Source organism: Actinoplanes italicus, assembly GCF_003001815.1.
Classification (GTDB): domain Bacteria; phylum Actinomycetota; class Actinomycetes; order Mycobacteriales; family Micromonosporaceae; genus Actinoplanes; species Actinoplanes italicus.
This window is the reverse complement of record NZ_PVMZ01000005.1, coordinates 114,695-135,738: the sequence shown is the minus strand read 5'-3', so window position 1 is coordinate 135,738 and position 21,044 is coordinate 114,695. Positions and strand designations below refer to the sequence as shown.

Genomic DNA, 21,044 nt, shown 5'->3' with positions numbered 1-21,044 from the left:
GTCGCTCCGGAGACGGGAAACGGACGTCCGGGCCGTTATCTTCGACAGCATGAGCGCCCGTACGCACGATGTCGTGGTCCTTGTGCCCGGCATCATGGGAAGCGAACTGCTCGACGCGGAAAGCGGTGCCACGCTGTGGGGCCTGCGCGACCTTCACTGGTACGTGCGGGCGTGGAGCACCGGCGCCGGCCTGGCGGCGCTGAGTCTGACGGACGACGAACGGCAAGGGCGCTACGGCCGCGTCGCTCCCGGCCGGATGCTGCGGTTCCCCGCCTTCGCGAGGGTCCTCGCGGGTTTCGAGCCGTATCAGCGACTCATCGACGCGGCCCGCGCGGCAGTCATGTTCCCCGACTCGCAGATCGTCGAGTTCGGCTACGACTGGCGGCTCCCCGTCGCGCACAACGGCGCGCGACTCGTGGAGGAGGCCGGCAAGGCCTTGACGGCGTGGCGTGCCGACCCCCGCCATGACCTCGCCCGCCGTGGGCACCCGACGGGCCGGGAAGCACGACTCGTCATCGTCGCGCACTCGATGGGCGGCCTGCTTGCCCGCTGGCTCGCCGCCCATGACCGGACGCTCGCGGCAGAGGTCCGCGCCACGGTGACGCTGGGAACCCCGTTCTACGGATCGGTCAAGGCCGCCGTGCTGCTCAACAGCGGGCGAGGCACGCCTCTGCCTGCCCGGCGGCCGCTCACGAAAGCCTGGCGGACCGGTGGCGACGAGGGCGTACGCCGCCTGGCATCCACGCTTCCGGGCCTGCACGACCTGCTGCCCGCCTATCGGTGTGTCGATGAGGGCACATCCGGGCGCAGGCTGACCGAGGCGGACGCTTCGGCGTTCGGCGCGGACGCCGAGCTGACCCGGGCCGCGTTCGCCATGCACGAAGAACTGCGCGATGTACCGCTGCCCGGTCATCGCAACGTGGTCGGTGCGTTCCAGCCCACCCGGCAGAGCATCCGCCTGGACCACGGTGAGGTCACCGCGCACGAGGGCCTGTGGGTCGACGGGGCCGGCGGCGCCCGATGGGCCGACGAGGGCGGCGACGGCACCGTCTATCGCCGTGCGGCCTCGCTCGACGCCGCGGGCCCGGCCCACACGTACCTGCCGCAGCAGCACGGTGCACTGGCACGCACCGACGAAGCCTGCACGCTGGTCCGCGGAGTGATCTCCGAACAGGACCTGGACCGGCTCGGGCCGCCGCTCGCGGGCGGCGGGCTCGGCATGGAGCTACCGGACATGGTCCTTGCGGGAGCGCCGGTCACGGCCCGGGTGACCGGCATCGACGGGCCCCGCGACGCCGTGTGCCGCGTTCTCGACACGGCGACCGGACGCATGATCGGCATGGCCCCGATCGTGTCCCGCGACGGCCATTGGCACGCTGTTCTCACCCTGGCCGGGCCGGGGCTCTACCGCGTCGAGCTGGCCGGCGGCGGGTACAGCTCGGTGACCCAGCTACTCCTGGTCGCTGATCCCCTGTGACCGAGGGCCGGCCGCCGCTCGCGGTGTTCGCGATGGGTTTTGCCGCCTACCGCGATCCCGGACTGCCCGATCTGCCGGAGGTCGAGGCCGAGATCGACCGATTGGGCGGCATCCTCTCGGCGTTCGGAGGGCACGTCGTCGATTGGCCGGTCCCGATGGATCGGCGCGGCGCGGATTCCGTACGCGAACGCCTCAACGAGTGGACGAGCACCGCCACGAACGGCAGCACGGTGCTCTACTGGGTCGGTCACGGCTGGTCCGACACGGTCAGCGCCTCGCTTGCGCACTGGTCCAGCCCCGCGCGGGTCGGCGTGGACGGGCTCCAGCCGCAGGTCCTCGCGGACAAGGTCGCCGAGCGGCAGGCCCGCAGTGCGACCTGGTCGCTGGTCATTGTCGAGGCCTGCCACTCCGCCCGGTTCGTCGAGCTGGTCGAGTCCGAGCTGGCCTCGATGCCCCACAGCCCGCGTCGGCTGCTGCTCGTCGGCGTCTCCGGCGACGGTGCGACCGATCTCGGCCGGCTCACGGACGCGTTGAGCCGCTGCCTCGAGAACACCTTCCGTGTCCAGCCGGAGATCGAGCTGTTCGATCTCGGCCGCGAGCTCGACCGCATGTTGCCGGGCTGCCATGTCGTCTACCGCAGGCTCCCGGAAACCGATGTGCTCGTCCGGAAACTTCCGCCGATCGCCATGCCGCCGATCGCCGTCGACATCGACGACGAGCTCAAACTGCTGCTAGCGGACCTGCCGGAGGATCAGCGGCGACACTTCCTGCCCAAGGCGCAGGGCGCCGAGACCGGTGAGCTGCCCTGGTACTTCGAGGGCCGCGCGGACGAGCAGCGCCGGATCGCCGCGTGGCTGCGGGCGAGCGAGACCGGCATGCTCGTGGTCACCGGGCCGCCCGGGAGCGGCAAATCCGCACTGCTCGGCCAGGTGCTCGCGCAGTCGCAGCCGAAGCTGACCGCCGCGCTCGAACGGCAACACCTGGCCGGTCGCCCACCCGCCGACCAGAGACCTCCCGCCGACGTGTTCGACGCGGCGATGCTTCTGACCGGCCTCAACGTCGAGCAGGTCGTCGGCCGCCTCGCCGACGACCTCGGGCTGGGCGTGCCGGCCGAGACGGACACACTTGCCGGCCGGATCGACTGGCTGACGTCGGCGCTGGCGGCCACGGGCCGGCGTACGGTGCTCGTGGACGCTCTCGACGAGGCGCAGCAGCCGTTCGAGGTCGCACGAGCGTTGCTCGCCGCGGCACGCGTGCCCGGTGTACGGCTGGTCGTGGGGACCCGTCGCTCCACCAACGAGGGCCCCGACCTTCCCGCGGAATCCGATGAGAACCTGCTGGACGCACTCGGTGGGGGCGGTGCCGCTGCCGTTGTCGTCCCGGTGGACCGCGAACCCGTGGCGCTGGGCCGGTACGTCCATCGCAGACTGCTCGCTCTGGCCGGTGCGGCCGCTCCGGCGATGGACATCGAGAGGATCGCGGGTGCCGTCGGAACCCGGGCGCCGCAATTTCTCTTCGCACGTCTCGTGGTCCACGAGATCGCGGCGCGTCCCGAGCTGCTGGGCGCCGAGCGGGCCGGTGAGCTCGACGAGCTGATCGGTGGCGACCACCGGACCCTGTTCGCCACCGCGGCGCGGCGCGTCGGGCGCCGGCATCCGGCGTATCCGACGCTGCTGCGGGCGCTGGCTTTCGGGCTGGGACGGGGGCTGCCGATCCGGGACGGGATCTGGGCACTCGTCTGCGAGGCGATCGGCTCCGTGAACGGGGTCACCGACGCCACCGTCGCCGGGCTGCTGCGCGACGCGGCGCCGTACCTGATGGTCGACGCCGAGGCGGAGCAGTCCGTCTACCGGCTGGCGCATCGGACCTTCCAGGAGCACTTCCTGGGTGAGACCGACATCGACCACGGCGCCCAGCGCTCGGACATCCTCGCCGCGCTTCTGGAGCACGCCGGCCGCACGCCGGACGAGCTCAACCCGTACGTCCGGCTTCACCTGGCACAGCACGCCGCAGCGGCGGGCATCGACGGCCTCCGTGAGCTGGCCGGGTATCCGCACGTCGTCGACCGGCTGGACCCGATCAGCGTGGTGACCGCGGCCGGCGCCGTGCCGCTGGGGGATCTTCCGTCGCCGCTCGCCGGCATCGTCGTAGCCCGCGCGCAGGTCGTCGCCACGCCGCCGGGCCATCGTCAGGCCACGCGCCAGCTGGCGGAGGCTCGGTACCTCGGCCGCAGATCCTTCGCGGATGAGCGGGTGACGCCCGGCTCCTACTGGCATCTCCGCTGGGCACGGTTGGAGAACCATCCTGTCCACGCGACCCTGCGGGGGCACACCGGACCGATCCAGGCACTCGCCGTGCTGAGCGACGCCACCGGCGGTTCACTGCTGGCCTCCGCCGGCGTCGACGGTGCCATCCGTGTCTGGGATGTGGCGACCGGTCAGCCCGTGGGCCACCCCTGGGCCGGCCACGCCGGCGGCGTGTGGGCACTGGCGACATGGGCGGGGCCGGGCAGGGACATCCGGGTGTACTCCGCGGGAGACGACTGCGTGATCAGAATCTGGGACCCGGCTACGGGCACCCAGATCGGTTCGCCCCTGACGGGTCATGCTCGCGGCATCCTGGCCCTGAAGACCTGGCGCGACGAGGACGGACGGCTCCGGCTGGCGTCAGCCGGATACGACGCCGAGATCCGCCTGTGGGACGTCCGCTCCCGGAAGACCCTCGTCACCTGCATCGGGCACACGAGCGCCGTCAAGGCGCTGACGGTGTTCCGCGGCGATGACGGTCGTCTCCGGCTGGCCTCCGCCGACCGGCAGGGTGTGATCCTGAGGTGGGATGCCATGACGGGCGCGCAGGTGGGGGAACCGTTGCAGGCCCACGACGGTCCGATCCAGGCCCTGGTGACGTTGCCCGGCGCCGCCGGGCGCACTCGCTTGGCATCGGCCGGTCCCGACGGCACGGTCTCGGTCTGGGATGCCGAGAGCGGGTTTCGATCGACCGGCTGGACGGGACACAAGGGGCCGGTGCGTGCGGTGGCGGTGCTGGCCGGTGAGTCCGGCCAACCTCGGCTGGTCTCGGCCGGCGAGGACGGCCGGATCCGGATCCAGCAGACCAACTACGGGCGATACCCCCTCCGCCACTGGTTCGGCCACACCGGCCCGATCCGGGCGCTGGCGGGGTTCGCCGGTCCCGACGGGCAAGTCCAGCTGGTGTCTGCGGGAAACGACGGCATCGTCCGGCTCTGGCACATCGATGCCACGGTGCCGGTCGATCAACCGTGGTCCGGCACCACGAGGCCGCCGCTGGCGCTCGCGGTGCTGCCGGGGCCCGGCCGGAGTCAAGAGGTGGCCGCCGCCGGTCACCACGGCAGATTCCAGATCATCAGCGCTGACACCGGCGAACCCGCCGCGGCGCCCTGGGACGGTCACGGCGCTGCCAGCCAGGTCCACGCGCTCGTGGCCTTCCCGGGTGAAGCCGGCCTCGCCTCCGTCACCGACGAGGGCGATGTGGGAATCTGGAAACCGGATCCCGCCTGGCGGATGGACAACTCGTGGAGGGTCGGATCGGGCCCTTGCCGAGCGATGGCGGCCCTCGCCGGCCCCGACGGGCGGACCGTGCTGGCGGTCGCCAATTCGAACACGATCTGGATCCGGGCTGTCGACTCCGGCCGGGGTGCCGGGAAGCCGCTGATCGGCCACCAAGGTCTGATCCGCGCGATCATCGTGGTACACGGCCGTGACGGTGCGGCGATGTTCGCCTCGGCCGGAGCCGACGGCGCGATCCGGTTCTGGAACCCCGCGACCGGCGAGCCGCCCGCGCCGCCGCTCATCGGGGACAGGCGACCGATCAACGCGCTGGTGGCATTGCCCGGTCCCGGCGGCGGGTACCGTCTCGCGTCCGCCGGCGACAACGGCACCGTGTGCGTGTGGGATCCCGGTAGCCGCCGTGTCGTCAGCAAGTTCCGAACCGACCGGAGTGTTCCCATCTCAGCGCTCCTGGCGCTGCCAGCCCGGGACGGCCGTACGAGGCTCGCCATCGCCAGCCACGATCAGACAATCAAGATCTGGGACGCCGATCGCGACGAGACGACCGACCTGGCGGTGGACACGCTGGTCACGACCATGGCCTTGGCCGGCGACACACTGCTTGCCGCCGGGCCGTCCGCGTTCTTCGCCGTACGGGTGGATCCGTCGCCGTGAGGAGGTGGATCCAGCGGTCAACCCGGCCTTCTGGCGACGTCGCTCCTGCGGGTGAGCCACGGCGAGTGCTGGTCGGCATGCAGGACGTTCCTTGTCCGCCGGCTGCAGGGGAGGGCCCGGCAGCCTGACACCGTCCTTCAGCCCGAGGACGTCCGCTAAAGCCGTAACCCAGAGCTGGAGCTCCAGAAGCGCCCATTTTGGTCACCAAGGTGTGGAAGGCGAACCTTGACGCCGCCGCCCACGAGAACGACCCGTTCGATTCAAGGCGCGGGATCTGGCGGAGCGAGTGTTTGCAACGCGAGCACCTCGGCACGATGGGCCTTCTCAGTCTTCCGCTTTCGATCTCGGGACCATGCCATCGCCACCGGGCCGAACGTGCGTAGATGTGGCCAAGGCAGACGGTCGTGTCCTAGATCCTCATGTCGCGCGAGAAGGAAATGGCGACCGTGGGTCCAAGCGTCCGCATACAGATATCCCCACTCATCCAGCACCAAGTCCCTGTCGAGGTAACCGCGATGCACGTAGCAGGCAAGCACCTCAAGCATCGCAAGGGCTCGATTGACGAGTTCATACTCGTGGGGCTGCTCCTTGCGAAGCGTGCGTGCGTCTTCAAGGCTGCTGATCTTCTCCAGGAGAATCCGGCGGCCACGAAAGATTTCCGGATCGAGCATTCTCGCGTGCATGTCGAGGAACACGGATCGGCGATTCTGCCTTTTGGTTGACATGAGACTGTAACCGCTGATCAGAACAGCAATAAGTGCCACGATTGTTGGTCCGAGCACTCTCACCAGCTCCATCGCTCCACCGTAACGGCCTCTGTCCACGGGACGGAGCGGTGGCGATTGAGTGTGGCTAATGCGCAGCGGCAATCCTAGGGTGCCGGCGGCGCCAGGATTCAGCGCGATGTGCGGATATCGGTTGCCATGGGGTGGTCAGGTCGGGGCAGGATGTCGTGGTGGTGGAAGCGCAGCGTCTCTCCGGTGGCAACGATGGTGGTGCGGTACGCATCGGTGACACGGTGCGCCGCGTTCCGGGGCCTTGGACGCCTGCGGTGCATGCTCTGTTGCGGCATCTTCATGACGTGGGCTTCGGCCGGGTGCCCCGGGCGCTGGGTTTCGACGAGCAGGGTCGTGAGGTTCTCTCGTTCATGCCGGGCACCGTGGTCGGAGCAGCGCGGCCGTGGCCGGGCTGGGTCCACAGTGACGACGCGTTGCGGCAGGTCGCGTGGTGGTTGCGTGACTTTCACGCGGCTGCGGCCGGGTTCGTTCCTCCGGCTGGTGCGATCTGGCGGGAGGGGGCGCCGTGGCGGCCGGGTCTGATCATCGGCCACAACGATGCGGCACCGTACAACGCGGTCTGGGTCGGTGAGCGTCTGGTCGGATTCTTCGACTGGGATTTTGCGGGGCCTGTCACGGTCGAGTGGGATCTGGCGTTCACCGCCTTCGGGTGGGTGCCTCTGCATGCACGCCACGTGGTGGCCGCGGAAGGTTTCACCGCTTTCGCGGAGCGACCGCGTCGGCTTCGGCTGTTCCTGGAGGCCTACGGGTGGGGCGGCTCGATCACCGACTTCGTCGCTGTCGTCCGGGAGCGAGTGAACGCCTCGGCCGAGGGCATCCGGCGGGCGGCGGCCGCCGGCGATCCCACCTTCGCGCGGATGATCGCGAACGGCGTCGACGCGAACCTTGAGACCGCTGTGCGGGAACTGGCTGACTTCTCCGCGGCCTGACGTCGAGGACCTCCGCGTCCGCGAGAACCCCGGCTACGTCCTGGCTGTCTTCGTGGTCTCCGGAACGTAAACACCAACCCACGCGCGACCATGTCGATGAGTGGATGTCGGACTGGACGATCATCCGAACCTTTCCCACTATGCGACCAGTAGCATCAGCGGCTACAGGCGACGTGTAGGAATGCAACGGAGGAATCCGTGCGTAGATCGTTTTTCGGGATCGTCGAAGAAATCTCTGAGGCCTGGAATTTCTTTTATGGACTAGTGGTCATCGCATTGGTGATCATGCCTTTCGTACTTGTCTATGCGCTGTACGGTTGGATGCGCGACGACGTCCTCAACTCACCTCCGGCTTACGGATATTATTCGGTCACGAAGGCTGTGCCGAACACGAATGTCTACATCGAGGGCATCGCGGTCCGGAAGGATCCCGACGAATTGAGGGTGTATTTTCATTTCATCGACATCACCACCGGAAGCATCGTCACCCCACCGGAAGTCATATGTGCCCCACCCGGCGTCAAGCGATGGGGCCAGCACTTGACTCTGGCAATTCCCGCGCTTTCACGCGCACGGACCCGCGACTCGGCGGCCGACCGGATGGAATACGATCAATATTTCCCTAACAACTACGAGTGCAAGGGGCGCGACGACGAGAAGATTCGTACCGATGCCGAGGTTCCGGTTAACCTGTGGGGAGGCTTCGAGCTTCGACGTGAATTCGGGAAGCCTTTCGTGATTCGAATCCCATTGCTCGCGCCCGACAATCCCGCTTCGACCGACCTCATCGTCGATCTCGAAAAACTTCCCTGGAGCGAGCGCCCTTGAACCGTTAACCTTACCGATGAAAAGGGTGCGCCAGGTTGAGCACCGCCGCCGGAATGACGTCGGGTGGACTCAGCTTTCTATGATCGCCGGCATGAGCGATCTTACCCAGCCGGAATCAGAGAACAGCGGACGCGAAGTCGCCGGGCCCGCGGCGCTACCGGTTCCCGAGGCTGCTGCAACGAACCCGTGGGCACTGGTGGCACTGGCAGCGGGCGCGATCGTCAGCGTGATGCTCTGGCGGAGGCGCGCAAAGGGGTGACCGTGACCCGCCCCCGCAGTGCATGTGCACTGCGGGGGCGGCCCGCGATGTCTGTCAGGCCGCAGGGATGTCGGCCGACGCGAACGCCGGGAACGCGCTGCGCTCGCTCGTCTTCCCCCACCATGGACTGCGCGCGATCAACTGACTCCGCATCGGAGGTAATTACGCCGGCGGGCGGGCGACGAACGTCAGCGCGTCGCAGCTCGCCGCGTCCAGCCAGTGGGCGTCCTCGACCGCCAGCACCAGGGCGGTGCCGGCGGCGCTCTCGCTGAGCAGGCCGAGCAGGGCCGCCGCGGCCCGATACGGCAGCGTGTCCGGAGCATCGAGCACCGACTTCGCCGCCCGGCTCAACTCGGGTGCGGTACGCAGCAGGCGGTGCGGCCCGGCGTACGGCACATGCACCTCCGCCTGTACGCCGGCGGTGGACGGCATCCGCATGCCGAGACGCCCGGCCTGGTCGGTGGCGTACTCCAGCAGCGCGGTCTTGCCGATGCCGGCCTCGCCGCGGAGCACGACGACACCACCCGAACCGTCCGCCGCCTCGCTGAGAAGGTCGTCCAGCACTTGCCGTTCCCCGCGACGCCCCACGATCACCTCGACATGCCAAGTGCTCGATCGCTCGAACTCGTCAGCCGCCGAGAACGATCCATTGGACGCCATGGCCGGTGTGCCCAGCGGCGATCGGCGAATGGAATGGTCGAGGCCGTGAGCGAGTCGACGAGCCCGCATCATTTCGCCATCATGCTGTTTCCCGAAAGCCCACGCGTGGTTGAAAATGCGGGCTATCCTGGGCGCGATGCACCGTGAACGGTGTCACACTGCAACACCCTTCCCTGCTGATGAGTGGACTCATTGGAGAAGATCTGTGATCGACAAATTGGCAAGGTTGGCTCTGTCTGCCGGTCTTCTCGGCTGCGCGGTATTCAGCGGCGCCACCTCGGTGCAGGCTGCGCCAGGGCCAATCTACGGGGCGACACCAGGTAACTGGTACTGGGCCAAGACGGGCCAAGGTGCGGTGGCGATCCGCTGGAAAGACAGCGGATACAACGTCGTGCAGGTGCGATATCAGCGACGCGTCAACTTTCCCGGCACGATCCTGCTGACCTATTTTGACGGAAACGGCCGCCGGTTCGACGCTCCGCAAAGAGTTCAGGTTCAACCCGGCAATTCACACACGTATGAATGGTTCGACGATGACTCGCAATGTGTGACCGGCAGGATCACCATCTCGGGATTCACTAACACGCCCACGATCTGCCGCTGATCTCTCGCTGAGCCTTTTCGTCCTGTGTGCGTGAGGCTCTCGACGTGGTGTAGGGCGAGGACGGCCTGCTGCGCACCGCGGGTGCGACGTTCATTCGCCGCGGGTATTCCTTCGCGCGCTGAAGACGGCCCAAGCGGCCACACCCAGGCCCGCACCCAGGGACAGGCCCAGCGAGACACCGAGAGCGAGGTTGGCAGAGAAGCCTCCGACGACGACGCCGAAGAGAAGGCCGAATGCGGAGCCGAATGCGATCCAGACTCCGAGATTTCCCCGGATCCCGGGACTTACCGCGCCCGGGGGCGTGTCATTGCTCGTCATCGCAACTCTCCCAGGACGCGGGCGGAGCGGCAGACAATCTGCCGGACCACCACGGCGGATGCGCGACCAAGTTCTTCCACGAAAATATCAGCTGACGTCAAGGTTCCCGCCGCAGACCGCGGCGCCTCGGCATGAGAATGGCTCACTGCACGCCGAGGACCCGGTGGCCGACCGCCAGGGATTCGCCGGAGATGGCTGCTGCCTGGGCTGAGGCCAGGAACGTGACCAGGGCGGCCACCTGCTCCGGTGTGGAGTCGCCGGGGGCACCGGCCTGCGGGGACGGGTTCGGCGTTGCCGTGACCAGGCCGGGATTGACCACGTTGACGGTGACGCCGGTGCCGGCGACCGAGTCGGCCAGGGCCTTGGAGGCGACGATCACGGCGGCGTTGCGGACCGCGCCGGTCACCGAGTGGCTCAGGAACGCGTTCTGGCCGCTGATGTTGACGATGCGGCCGAAGCCGGCCTTGCGCATGAACGGCAGCACCGCGTCGACGACGCGCAGGTAGCCGACCGTCTTCGCGTCGAAGGCGTCCAGTACCTGTGCCGGGTCCTGGTCCTTGGCCGGGTCGAGCGTTCTCGCCGGCGGTGCGGCTGCGTTGACCAGGATGTCGACGGCACCCTCGGCGGTGATCACCCGTCCGACCGCGGCGGTCACCGAGGCCGTGTCGCGGGTGTCCATGGTGATGGTGCCGACCTCGGCGGCGAGGTCCGCGGCTGCCGCCTCGAGCCTGTCCGCGGACCTGGCGGCCAGGACCACCCGGACGTCCTCGCGGATCAGGGCGGCGGCGACCGCCCGGCCGATCAGGCCACTGCCGCCGACGATCAGAGCGGTACGCCCCGCGATGCCGAGATCCATGCGATGTCCTTCGCTACGAGTTGATCAGGTCTCCGCCCGATTATCATCCGCGCGCTGGGTCAGCTCGCCGATGCGGGCCCACGCCGGTGACGATGCGGCCGCGGTCGCCGCCGCGAGCCGGGTGATCGTGGCATCCGGCAGCGGGCCCGACTCGACGCCGGTCTCGCGTCCGGCGTACCACCGGCGGGTCCGTTCGGCGACGGCCGCCAGCCGTGGATCGTCGCGGGCCCAGTCGTACGCCGCGTCGTACTCCCGGTACAGCGTCCGGAACTCCTGGTCGGCGATGGCGTCGAGCTTGTCGGCGACCCAGGCGGCCGCGTGCTGCGGGGCCACCGACTGCAGCAGGATCCACAGGTCACGTTCCAGGCGTACGGTCCGCTCGCTGATCCCGGCGGCCCGCAGCTGCGCGAGATACCCGGCGACCGGTGGTGACACGAACAACGTGTCACCGGCCCGGAGTTCGGCGATCTGCACCCGCGTCCGTTCGATCTCCGCGGCCCGTTCCCGCAGGTTGTGGTCGATCTCCTCGATGGCGGCGGTGAACGCCTCCGGTCCGGCTGCCAGAAGCTCCCGGATCCGGGCCAGTGGAACCCCTGCAGCCGCCAAGGTCCGGATCCGGACCAGCTGTACGGCGTGCTCCGCGCCGTACCGGCGATAGCCTGACGAGTCGCGCGGCGGCTCCGGCAGCAGACCCCGATCGTGATAGACGCGTACCGCCTTGATCGTCACGCCCGCGTACCCGGCGAGCTGGCCGATGGTCAGCAGATACCGCCCATCGGCCGCCTCGTCACGCATGACCCGCATCCTGTCAGGCCCCGGCGCGCCGGGTCAGCCTGCCACCGGCGCAGCGGTAGTCCCCACGGCCGTGATACGAGACCAGACAGTGCGCCGGCAGAGCGTCGAGCGGCATCCCCGCGGGCGCGAACAGATCCGGTCCGACCGGCACGTATCGCATCGGAGGTGCCGCGAACTCCCCGCCGATGAACCCTGTGAAGATCCGCTCCTGGTCGGCGTCGGACGGCTCGTAGACGACGTGCTCCTCCAGCTCATCGCCCACGACCCGCACGTCGACACGCAGCTGGTCGGAACGGAACGTGCCGGCGTACGGCTGAAGGTCGAAGGTCGCCGGGGTCAGTGCCGGAGGCGGGGTGGCGCCGGTCAGTTCGAGCAGCAGCTCCTCGTGCAGGTCGAGCGCGCGGGGGTCGTTGCCGTAGGCGGCGAGAACGAGATCGTGCTCGGGGACCACGGCCAGGACCGCGATCCCGCCGGGGGAGGCTCCGGTCATGGTCAGCGCGGTCGTCCCGCCGAGCGTGCGGAGCAGCCAGCCGAGTCCGACCGGGGAGCTGTCGGGCGTACCCATGTGGTGGGATTTTGATCTCATCAAGGCGACCGAAGCCGCGGAGAGCACGCGCCGGCCGGACGGCGTCATCCCGTCACCGAGGTGGACGCGGCCGAAGTCGAGCAGGTCCTCGATGGTCCCGATCGCCGTCCCACCGGCCGGTGCCCAGGTGGACGGCAGCCGGAACATGCCGGTCGGCCGTGCCTGGCCGGTCGCCGGGCCGGGGAAGTGGCCGACCGCGACGGAGTGCGGGACGGCACCGCCGAGGATGTCTCGGTTCAGCAGTTCGTCGTACGGCAGACCGGTCACCACCTCAAGCAGGCGCCCCGCGACGATCATGCCCCCGTTGGAGTAGCTGACGAACTCGCCTGCCGGGAACAGCGCGCCGCATTCCCGCCCGAGCCGCCCCATGTAGGCCTTCAGGGCGTGCGGGCCCTCCACGTCGGGGAAGAACAGGTCCGCGTCGATCCCGCTGGTGTGGTTGAGGAGGTGCCGGACCCGGATGCGTTCGGCCGCGCCGGGTGTGGTCAGGCGGAACTCCGGCAGGTATGTGGTGACCGGGGCGTCCAGATCGACGGTGCCCCGCTCGACCTCGCGCATCACCAGCGTCGTCGTCATGATCTTGGTGACCGACCCGAGGAGGAACCCGGTGTCCGCACGCATCGGCTCGCCGGTGGCGATGTTCGCGATGCCGTGGCTGATCCTGGTCTGCCGGCCCGCGTGGTGGACACCGGCGAGGAAGCCGGGAATTCCGTTGGTCCCACAGAAATCGCGGACCCGGTCGTCGAGCTTTGCCGTCTCGTTCATGCATTGATGCTCGAAGGTTGCCCCAGGGGCAAGGTCAATACCTCAACCGCGGGAGAATCGGTACGTGCGCGCTGCCCGGCTGATCAATATCGTCCTGCTGCTGCAGTCACGCGGCATGATGACCGCGGCCGAGCTCTCCGCCGAGCTGGAGGTTTCTGAACGGACCGTCTATCGCGACGTGCTGGCGCTGTCGGCGGCCGGGGTGCCGGTCTACGCCGAGCAGGGGCGTGCCGGCGGCTATCGGCTGGTCGGCGGCTACCGGACCCGCCTGACCGGGCTGAGCCACAGCGAGGCGGAGGCGTTGTTCCTGGCGGGGCTGCCGGGCCCGGCCCACGACATGGGGCTGGACGAACCGGTGCGGGCGGTGCGGCGCAAGGTGCTCGCGGCGCTGCCGCCGGGGCTGCGGGAGGCGTCCGAGCGGGCCGGGCAGCGGTTCCACCTCGACGCGCCGGGCTGGTTCGCCGACACGGAACCGCCGCCGGTGCTCGCCGAGCTGGCGCGGGCCGTCTGGCAGGACCGGGTGCTGGCCATGCGCTATCGGCGGCGCGAGGAGGTGACCCGCACGGTCGAACCGTACGGGCTCGTGCTCAAGAACGGGATCTGGTACCTGGTCGGCAAAGTGGGGGAGGCGCTGCGGTCGTACCGGGTGGACCGGATCGTCGCCGTGGAGCCGTCCGGTGACGTGTTCGTCCGGGACCCGGAGTTCGACCTGCCCTCGTTCTGGGCGGAGCGGGCGGCCGAGTTCGTGCGGCAGATGCTGCGCGAGACGATCACGCTGCGGCTCAGCCCGGACGGGGTCCGCATGCTGCGGTTCGTCGCCGAGCCGTACGCCGTGCAGGAGGCCATGTCCGCGGCCGGCGAACCGGACCCGGACGGCTGGGTCCGGACCCGGTTGCCGGTGGAATCGGTGGACGTCGCCTACACGTACGTCATGAGGCTGGGTCCGGAGGCCGAAGTGCTGGAGCCGCCGGACCTGCGCAAACGCCTCGCCGACGCCGCGCGCCGCCTCGGTGAGCTCTACCGGTAGCCGGTGACGTCGGCCGGCTTGCCCGGATCCTGGACCTCGACGAGGTAGCGCCACGCGTCCGGTCGGCTGCCGTCGACGTCGGTGAAGCCGTAGACCTGTGCCAGTTCGCCGCTGGACACCGACTTGCCGTTCCAGCGGGCCCGGTCGTCGTCGGCCGCCAGCGCGGCCACCGCGCGTCCCACGTACGCCGGGGTCTCCGAGATCGCGAAGTGGGGCTCCTTGGCGCAGGCGTCGCGCCAGTTCTCCTCGGTGACGCCGAAGTGCTCCAGCATCATCTCCGAGCGCAGCCAGCCCGGCGTCAGGGCGACCGCGGTCGAACCGTGGTCGGCCAGGTCGGTGGACCAGGCGAACGCGAGCCGGTTCACCGACCACTTGGCCAGGTCGTAGAAGGCCGACAGCCGGTAGTTGACCGCGTTGTAGTCGGTCGTGCCGTCACCGATCTCCACGACCAGGCCGCCCGGCCGGCGGATCAGCAGCTTCAGCGCGTAGTGGCTGGTGATGATGTGGGTGTCGACGGCCTGGCGCAGCAGACGCAGGCCCGGCTCCAGCGGCTGCTCCCAGATCGGCTTGTGCCAGGTGGTCAGCGGGTCGCCGCCCCACACGTCGTTGACCAGGACGTCGAGGCGGCCCTGTTCGGTGTCGATGCGCTGGACCAGGGCCTCGACCTGCGCGTGATCCTGATGGTCGGTGGGAACCGCGATGCCGGTGCCGCCGGCCGCGGTGACGAGTTCGGCGGTCTCCTCGATCGTCTCCGGGCGATTCATGTCCGAGCGGGTGGCGCGGGTGCTGCGGCCGGTCGCGTACACGGTGGCGCCGGCCGCGCCGAGCTGCACCGCGATCTGCCGGCCGGCGCCGCGGGTCGCCCCGGCCACGAGGGCGACCTTGCCGGTCAGTGGTTTCGTCGTCATGACTCCGATGCTGTCCGGAAAACCTGACAGGAACCGTCTGGTTTTCCGGATCCGGGTGAATCGAGCAAGACCACGCGCCGGCCGACCGGCCGGGATCGTCCGTCACCCGGTTGCGGGCCTCGTCTTGTTCGGAAAGAGGAGTTCCCAGAGCCCTTTGACGACAGGTGCGGGACCTGAACAACCACACGGCGGTGATGGCGCTGGTTCGCACCCACAGGGCGGCGGGGTGATGGCTACACACCGCATGTACCTGTCGAAATCGCCGCTGGGTTTGCATCCCATCTCGGGGTACCCGTCACCGCGACACCGTTTGTACGCGGGGAAGTTGTCGGCGTCCTCGCAGCCGGCCATGAGACTCACTGCGGTGCTGCGACAAACCTTCTTCAGGGCGGTCTTCCTGGTGACTGAGCAACGCCGGTAGAACCCGAGGAGGAGGTTGCCTGCCGGCCGGCCCATGGGCCCGATTCCCCCGTGGTGGGCGACGTCAGCAGCAGGCAACGAGGTGCCGGCTGAATGAGGGCGTGCCACAGCCGGTCCGGCGAGAACCCGGCCCGGGCTGCCGGCGATCACGAGCGTACAGATCACCGACAGCACGAAGAGACGAACCATCGGCCATGCGTGGCGCCCGGCAACAGCCGCGGAGCTGTGACGCGGCGCCAAGCCACCCGCGCCAAGGTTGCCCTCTCTCGATCCGATCACCGAGAGGCGCGGACGACCGGCGAGCTCGCTTTGATGCTTCATGGTGGTATTTCACACCTTTAGCGAAGAACATAGTGCCGGATTGCCGGCAGCGTGACCCTTACGACCTGGCGGCCGGCGTCTGCTTCAACGGTCGCTCAGTGAACCTCCCCCGGTTGCCGGTCGGTCGCATCGAACAGCTGGCCGTTCTGCGGGAAGCCGGGCAGCGCGGACGGTTTCGGGTCGCCGGTGGACCAGCGCGGGTCCCGGTCGGCGGGGTCGGTGATCACGTCCGGCCAGCGCATCGGGACGCCGGCGGCCGCTGTCGGGACCGGGTGATCCATGAGCTGGACGTGCAGGTGCGGTTCGGAGGTGTTGCCGCTGTTGCCGACCTCTGCCAGCTGCTGCCCGGCGGTCACCCGGTCACCTGCTGTGACCCTGACCGAGCCACGGCGCAGGTGGGCGTACGCCGAGAAGGTGTTGTCGTCGTGCCGGACGATCACGTGGTTGCCGAGGATGGCGGAGGCGCCGGCGACCTCGCGGGCGAACGCCTCGACCGTCATCATCCAGATCAGCGGCGGCCAGGTGTCGCGGCTGCGGTGGTCGCGCCAGAAGTCGGTGACGCGCTCGACCGTGCCGTCCGCCATGGCAAGGACGGGGGCGCCGAAGCAGCTGTACGACTCCGGCGCGCGAGTGTGCAGGGACCAGCCGATCTTCTCCGGGGCGTCCACGGACGGCTGGAGCAGGTCGACGGCGTAGGTCTGGCCGTAGGCCTTGACGCCGTGGCTGGGGACGGCGGTGCCGGGTGCGTTGATGGCGATCCACCGGCCCCGGACGGGTGCGGTGAGCTCCGCCGGGGGCATTTCGGACCGAGGCGGGCGTACGAGAGCGAGCGCCAGCGGGACAGCGGTGATCATGATGTCCCACGGCTTGGGCACGGGCAGGACGAGCATCACCAGCACGGTGACGATGAACAGTCGTAGCCACCAGGTCTGCCGGCGGGCGACAGCGCGTTTCATCGGCGGGCTCCCATGATTGTGGTGAGCAGGGGGACGATCCGAGCGACGGGCACCTCGTAACGGCCACCGCCGATGGTGTGCAGCCATCCGGCGGCGACGAGTTGTCGCAGGTGGTGGTAGACCTGACCGCTGGTGCCCATGCCGTCGATGCGGGTGAGGTCCTGGGCGGTGCAGGCGCCACCCAGCACGTGCCGCAGCAGCCGGATCCGCACGGGGTGGGCGAGGGCGGCCAGTGCGGCGACGTGCTGTGACCAGTCGTCGTCGAGCAGGTCGGCGGTGCCGGCGCTCTCCTGCCAGCGGGCCGCACGGCCGTCGGGCAGCGTCACATGACCGGTGATCATCGCGGCTCCGGGGGCGTCGACCCGATCGAGCAGGCCTTCGAGTGCCCAGAACAGGTCTGGATCGGAGGCGACCGCCGGTTTGGGACGGGCGGTCTGTCTCTCGAGCTCTGCCACGCGTCGTTCCAGCGCGTCGAGGCGGTCGGTGTCGCTCACACCTCCACCATAACGTAATTACGTAAAAGCGTACGACCGGGTCGTGGCCGTAGTGTGAAGGTCGTGGATGAGGACACCCCGCCGATCCGGATCGGCCTGGCACTCGGCGGCGGCGCGGTGCGCGGCGCGGCACACATCGGCGTCCTCGACGTCCTCGACCGTGCCGGTCTGCGGCCCGCGATCATCACGGGGACCAGTGCCGGCGCTCTGGTGGGCGCGCTCTACGCGAGCGGGATGAGCCCCACCGAGATCGCCAAGGTGGCGCAGACGCTGCGCTGGGCACGCCTGGTGCGCCCCGGGCGTACGCGCAAGGCCCTGTTCGAGACGTCGAAACTCGGGTTGTTCCTGGAGACCGCACTCGGCGGCGTGGAGTTCGGGGACCTGCCGATCCCGTTCGCGGCGATCGCCTGCGACCTGACCACCGGCCGCGAGGTCGTGATGCGCTCGGGCCCGGTGGCCAGCGCGATCCTGGCGAGCGCCGCGATCCCGGGAGTGTTCTCACCGGTGGAACGCGACGGGCACCTGCTCGTCGACGGGGGACTGGTGACCATGGTGCCGGCCGCTCTGACCCGGCAGATGGGCGCCGACATCGTGATCGCGGTCGACGTGTCCGGCCCCCTGCCGCGCCGGCCAACCACGACGGTGCTGCACATCCTGGTGGCGGTCAGCACGCTGCAGCCCGGCGGCCGCGACGCGATCGAGGAGGACGCCGACCTGGTGCTCAAGCCGGAGGTCGACGCGTACGCGTTCTGGGAGCTGGCCCGGATCCCCGAGTTCGAGGAGGCCGGCCGCGACGCGGGCGAGAGGGCGCTGCCGGTGATCCGGGCACTGCTGGCCGCGGCGGAGGCGCGCCGCGACTGGCAGCGGGGAGCCTGAGCCTTACGCCTGCTCGTCGAGGGTGACGACGATGCCGATGCCGGCCGGGCGCTTGATGTGCAGCAGCCGGGAGAGTCCTCCGCCGATGCGGGCGCTGATGTAACGGCGCTCCAGCAGGCGGCGTGCGGACTCGGTCTCGGAATCCGGCAGCAGCGTGGCGGTGCCCGGGACCGGCTGGGCGCCCGGAGCGACCTTGCCGCGGATGTCGCACGCGACGACCTCGACGCGCGGGTTGCGGCGGATGCGTTTGACCTTCCAGGCGTCGGCGGCCGAGACCGTGGTCACGGTGTTGCCGTCGGCCACGTGCCAGACCGGCGTCGACACGGGAGCGCCGTCCTTGCGGTACGTGATGAGGTTGATCTGCTTGCTGGCGGCGATCTCCGCGGGGACGGGCATGGCTGCTCCTGACGATGGGTGCCGTGGTGTCCCATTCTCGTCCGATCATCGTCTGCCGGTCGCGGTGACGCCCGCCACCACGGCCGCCGATCTGGAACGCGGGTCCACGACCCGGCGTTGATCCAGGTGTGACTCTCGCCTTCGCCGTCCTCGGGGACTCCATCGCGTACGGGCAGGGCGCGTCGCGGCCGGCCGACACCATCGGTGCCCGGCTGACCGCGGGCCTGACCCGTGACGGCCATGCCGTCGACCTGCGCGTCTTCGCCGTACCCGGCGCCGACAGCCGCGGCCTCGCCGCCCAGGCCCGCCGGGCCGCCGCCACTTCGCCGAACCTGGCCCTGATCATCATCGGCGCCAACGACATCACCCACCTCGTCCCGCCGCGGCAGGCCGCCACGCTGCTCGGCGACGCCGTCCGCGGCCTGCGGACCGCCGGTGCCGAGGTCGTGGTGGCGCCCGCACCCGATCTGAGCGTGGTGCCGTGGGTGCCGCCGCAGATGCGGCTGCTCGTGAGCACCGGCAGCCGGACGATGCGGCAGGAGCAGATCCGCGCCGCGTCGGCGGCCGGGGCGCGGATCGCCGACATCGGCGCCGTCACGTCGGTGGCGTTCGGCGCCGACCCGGCCCTGTTCAGCGCTGACCGGTTCCACCCGTCGAGCGCCGGCTACGCCGTCATCGCCGAGGCGCTGGCCCCGGCCGTGCGGGAGGCCGCGGCAGGCCTCAAGCTCTGCGGGACAGATCGGCGAGCAGGAGCTGGATCCGGTTCCTGATCTCGTCACGGATGGGGCGGACGGCGTCGACGCCCATGCCGGCCGGGTCCTCGAGTTTCCAGTCCTCGTAGCGTTTGCCGGGGAAGACGGGACAGGCGTCGCCGCAGCCCATGGTGATGATGACGTCGGATTCCTTGGCGGTGTCCCAGGTCAGCCTGGTCGGCGTCTGGTCGGTGATGTCGATGCCGACCTCCTTCATCGCCTCGACGGCGGCGGGGTTGATGGTGTCGGCGGGTGCGGAGCCCGCGGAGCGGACCTCGACGGTGTCACCGGCGAGGTGGCGCAGCCAGCCGGCGGCCATCTGGGAGCGGCCGGCGTTGTGGACGCAGACGAACAGCACGGTCGGTCTGGTGTCACTCATGTCGTCTTCCTTTCAGGAGGAACCGAGGCGGGGTACAGGGCCAGCACGGCGGCGATCCCGACGATCAGGCCGGCGAGCTGGGCGATGACGAAGCCGGGAACTGAGGCGGGGGAGATTCCGGCGAAGGTGTCGGTGAAGGCGCGGCCGATGGTGACGGCCGGGTTGGCGAAGCTGGTGCTGCTGGTGAACCAGTAGGCGGCGCCGATGTACGCGCCGACCGCGGCCGGGGCGGCGGAGGTGCGCCCGGACCGGACGAGGGCGGAGATCAGCAGGAGCAGCCCGGCGACGGCGACGACCTCGCCGAGCCACAGGTTCGCGGCGGTGCGGTCCTTGGTCGAGAGGGTGACGGGGGACAGGTCGAACATCAGGTTCGCCAGGATTGACCCCGCGACGGCTCCCAGGGTCTGCGCTGCGGCGTACCCACCCAGGTCCTTGATCTTCAGGCCTGTTCCCGTGCGTCGGCCGAGGAACCAGTCGGCGGCCGAGACGACCGGGTTGAAGTGGGCGCCGGAGACCGGGCCGAAGGTGAGGATCAGGGCGCCGAGCGCGAACGCGGTGGCGACCGAGTTCTGCAGCAGCTGGAGGCCGACGTCGTTCGGGGACAGCGTGGTGGCCATGATTCCGGAGCCGACGACGGCGGTGACCAGCAGTGCGGTGCCGAGGAACTCGGCGAGCAGCCGCCGCCACAGGGTGATCTGGTGCATGGGTCGACGTGACTCCGGTTCAGTCGGCGGGGGTGGCGAAGACGGGCGCGATCCGGTCGATGCGGTCCGCGAGATCGGTGTAGGCGGCTTCGAACGCTTCGTCGGTGTCGACGCGGGCGGGGTCGGGCACCGACCAGTGCAGGCGTGGCCGGGCCGGGCCGGTGAGTTCCTCGTGGGCGCTGTCGCACACGGCGATGACCAGGTCGTCGTCGTGCAGAATGTCGTCGACGTGGTGGGTGCCGGCCGGGTCCAGGGCCAGGCCGTGCTCGTGGGCGACCCGCACCGCGCGGGGGTGGACCCGCTGGGCGGGGGCGGTGCCGGCGGAGGCGACCTCGCCGCCGATGCGGTCGCGCCACAGGGCCGCGGCCAGTTGCGAGCGGGCCGAGTTGTGGGTGCAGACGAACACCACCCGATCCGCGGCGTCCAGCCTCGGCGCGGTCAGGGAGGACAGGATTCCCGGCACCAGTCGCAGGTAGGTGCGGCGGCGGTCGCCCTCGGAGCGGGCGCGCACCAGCAGGCCGGCGTCCTGCAGCACCTTCACGTGGTGGGCGACCAGGTTGCTCGGCATGCCGAGTTCGGCGGCGATCTCACCGGGGGACGCGTCGCCGAGGGTGAGCGTGTCGACGATCGTGAGCCGGGCCGGATCGCCGAGCGCGGCGTGTACCCGGGCCCGTGCCCGCACCGAGGAGGAAGATTCAGCATCCATTGACTCAATAATCACTGAGTCATGTTCGAAGG

At 69.7% G+C, this 21,044-nt stretch carries 21 protein-coding genes; 9 read left to right on the top strand and 12 right to left on the bottom strand.

The window, feature by feature from the left end; genetic code table 11:
* Nucleotides 1–49: 49 nt before the first annotated feature.
* Nucleotides 50–1,477, top strand: a complete 1,428-nt coding sequence (locus tag CLV67_RS14480) for a lipase family alpha/beta hydrolase (RefSeq protein WP_106318466.1) — start codon at nucleotides 50–52, stop codon at nucleotides 1,475–1,477.
* A complete protein-coding gene (locus tag CLV67_RS14475) occupies nucleotides 1,474–5,676 on the top strand; it encodes a hypothetical protein (RefSeq protein ID WP_106318464.1) in 4,203 nt (1,400 codons plus the stop codon). The genes CLV67_RS14480 and CLV67_RS14475 overlap by 4 nt, the downstream gene beginning before the upstream one ends.
* A gap of 260 nt (nucleotides 5,677–5,936) precedes the next feature.
* Here CLV67_RS14475 and CLV67_RS51070 read toward each other — a convergent pair whose 3' ends face one another.
* The gene (locus CLV67_RS51070) at nucleotides 5,937–6,473 is read right to left on the bottom strand and encodes a DUF4760 domain-containing protein (RefSeq protein ID WP_146169132.1); all 537 of its coding nucleotides are present in this window, start codon (nucleotides 6,471–6,473) and stop codon (nucleotides 5,937–5,939) included.
* A gap of 284 nt (nucleotides 6,474–6,757) precedes the next feature.
* On the opposite strand from CLV67_RS51070, the gene CLV67_RS14465 reads away from it, so the two are divergent.
* The 3 genes from CLV67_RS14465 to CLV67_RS51895 all read left to right on the top strand — a co-directional run bounded on the left by CLV67_RS14465 (nucleotide 6,758) and on the right by CLV67_RS51895 (nucleotide 8,489).
* Entirely contained in the window at nucleotides 6,758–7,402 is a 645-nt protein-coding gene (locus tag CLV67_RS14465; RefSeq protein WP_239166214.1) for a phosphotransferase, read from the top strand.
* Between the two features lie 198 nt (nucleotides 7,403–7,600).
* Entirely contained in the window at nucleotides 7,601–8,230 is a 630-nt protein-coding gene (locus CLV67_RS14460) for a hypothetical protein (protein WP_146169130.1), read from the top strand.
* A gap of 91 nt (nucleotides 8,231–8,321) precedes the next feature.
* On the top strand, nucleotides 8,322–8,489 hold the full coding sequence (locus CLV67_RS51895; protein ID WP_170153854.1) for a hypothetical protein: 168 nt from the start codon (nucleotides 8,322–8,324) through the stop codon (nucleotides 8,487–8,489).
* 162 nt (nucleotides 8,490–8,651) lie between these two features.
* Here the strand turns inward: CLV67_RS51895 and CLV67_RS14455 are convergent, their stop codons facing one another.
* Nucleotides 8,652–9,149, bottom strand: a complete 498-nt coding sequence (locus tag CLV67_RS14455) for an ATP-binding protein (protein WP_275414895.1) — start codon at nucleotides 9,147–9,149, stop codon at nucleotides 8,652–8,654.
* Between the two features lie 205 nt (nucleotides 9,150–9,354).
* Between CLV67_RS14455 and CLV67_RS51065 the strand changes: the two genes are divergently transcribed.
* The gene (locus CLV67_RS51065) at nucleotides 9,355–9,753 is read left to right on the top strand and encodes a hypothetical protein (protein WP_146169128.1); all 399 of its coding nucleotides are present in this window, start codon (nucleotides 9,355–9,357) and stop codon (nucleotides 9,751–9,753) included.
* 460 nt (nucleotides 9,754–10,213) lie between these two features.
* On the opposite strand, the gene CLV67_RS14445 is transcribed toward CLV67_RS51065, so the two are convergent.
* Genes CLV67_RS14445 through CLV67_RS14435 form a run of 3 tightly spaced genes read right to left on the bottom strand, consistent with a single transcriptional unit; the run spans nucleotide 10,214 to nucleotide 13,073 of the window.
* Nucleotides 10,214–10,927 carry an SDR family NAD(P)-dependent oxidoreductase gene (locus tag CLV67_RS14445; protein WP_106318453.1) on the bottom strand — a complete coding sequence of 238 codons (714 nt, stop codon included), beginning with the start codon at nucleotides 10,925–10,927 and terminating at the stop codon, nucleotides 10,214–10,216.
* A gap of 24 nt (nucleotides 10,928–10,951) precedes the next feature.
* On the bottom strand, nucleotides 10,952–11,722 hold the full coding sequence (locus CLV67_RS14440; protein ID WP_239166215.1) for a MerR family transcriptional regulator: 771 nt from the start codon (nucleotides 11,720–11,722) through the stop codon (nucleotides 10,952–10,954).
* 13 nt (nucleotides 11,723–11,735) lie between these two features.
* Nucleotides 11,736–13,073 carry a serine hydrolase domain-containing protein gene (locus CLV67_RS14435; protein WP_106318451.1) on the bottom strand — a complete coding sequence of 446 codons (1,338 nt, stop codon included), beginning with the start codon at nucleotides 13,071–13,073 and terminating at the stop codon, nucleotides 11,736–11,738.
* Nucleotides 13,074–13,137: 64 nt separating this feature from the next.
* Between CLV67_RS14435 and CLV67_RS14430 the strand changes: the two genes are divergently transcribed.
* On the top strand, nucleotides 13,138–14,100 hold the full coding sequence (locus tag CLV67_RS14430) for a helix-turn-helix transcriptional regulator (protein WP_106318449.1): 963 nt from the start codon (nucleotides 13,138–13,140) through the stop codon (nucleotides 14,098–14,100).
* Here CLV67_RS14430 and CLV67_RS14425 read toward each other — a convergent pair.
* The 3 genes from CLV67_RS14425 to CLV67_RS14415 form a co-directional block, all read right to left on the bottom strand.
* Nucleotides 14,091–15,008, bottom strand: a complete 918-nt coding sequence (locus CLV67_RS14425; protein ID WP_106318447.1) for an SDR family oxidoreductase — start codon at nucleotides 15,006–15,008, stop codon at nucleotides 14,091–14,093. The genes CLV67_RS14430 and CLV67_RS14425 overlap by 10 nt on opposite strands.
* A gap of 836 nt (nucleotides 15,009–15,844) precedes the next feature.
* A complete protein-coding gene (locus tag CLV67_RS14420) occupies nucleotides 15,845–16,705 on the bottom strand; it encodes a M23 family metallopeptidase (RefSeq protein WP_170153852.1) in 861 nt (286 codons plus the stop codon).
* Nucleotides 16,702–17,199, bottom strand: coding sequence for a winged helix-turn-helix domain-containing protein (locus tag CLV67_RS14415; RefSeq protein WP_106318443.1), 498 nt, complete (start codon nucleotides 17,197–17,199; stop codon nucleotides 16,702–16,704). Before CLV67_RS14415 ends, CLV67_RS14420 begins: the two co-directional genes overlap by 4 nt.
* Nucleotides 17,200–17,262: 63 nt before the next feature.
* Between CLV67_RS14415 and CLV67_RS14410 the strand changes: the two genes are divergently transcribed.
* On the top strand, nucleotides 17,263–18,075 hold the full coding sequence (locus CLV67_RS14410; RefSeq protein ID WP_106319082.1) for a patatin-like phospholipase family protein: 813 nt from the start codon (nucleotides 17,263–17,265) through the stop codon (nucleotides 18,073–18,075).
* Between the two features lie 3 nt (nucleotides 18,076–18,078).
* Here the strand turns inward: CLV67_RS14410 and CLV67_RS14405 are convergent, their stop codons facing one another.
* Nucleotides 18,079–18,471 carry a PPOX class F420-dependent oxidoreductase gene (locus CLV67_RS14405; protein ID WP_106318441.1) on the bottom strand — a complete coding sequence of 131 codons (393 nt, stop codon included), beginning with the start codon at nucleotides 18,469–18,471 and terminating at the stop codon, nucleotides 18,079–18,081.
* Between the two features lie 128 nt (nucleotides 18,472–18,599).
* Here CLV67_RS14405 and CLV67_RS14400 point away from each other — a divergent pair, with 128 nt between their 5' ends.
* The gene (locus CLV67_RS14400) at nucleotides 18,600–19,241 is read left to right on the top strand and encodes an SGNH/GDSL hydrolase family protein (protein ID WP_106318440.1); all 642 of its coding nucleotides are present in this window, start codon (nucleotides 18,600–18,602) and stop codon (nucleotides 19,239–19,241) included.
* Here the strand turns inward: CLV67_RS14400 and CLV67_RS14395 are convergent.
* From CLV67_RS14395 to CLV67_RS14385, 3 genes are read right to left on the bottom strand one after another with little or no spacing between them, the layout of a single operon-like run.
* Nucleotides 19,192–19,602, bottom strand: coding sequence for an arsenate reductase ArsC (locus CLV67_RS14395; protein WP_106318438.1), 411 nt, complete (start codon nucleotides 19,600–19,602; stop codon nucleotides 19,192–19,194). The genes CLV67_RS14400 and CLV67_RS14395 overlap by 50 nt on opposite strands.
* On the bottom strand, nucleotides 19,599–20,306 hold the full coding sequence (locus CLV67_RS14390) for an aquaporin (protein WP_106318436.1): 708 nt from the start codon (nucleotides 20,304–20,306) through the stop codon (nucleotides 19,599–19,601). Before CLV67_RS14390 ends, CLV67_RS14395 begins: the two co-directional genes overlap by 4 nt.
* A gap of 19 nt (nucleotides 20,307–20,325) precedes the next feature.
* On the bottom strand, nucleotides 20,326–21,012 hold the full coding sequence (locus tag CLV67_RS14385) for an arsenate reductase/protein-tyrosine-phosphatase family protein (RefSeq protein WP_106318434.1): 687 nt from the start codon (nucleotides 21,010–21,012) through the stop codon (nucleotides 20,326–20,328).
* Between the last annotated feature and the right edge of the window lie 32 nt (nucleotides 21,013–21,044).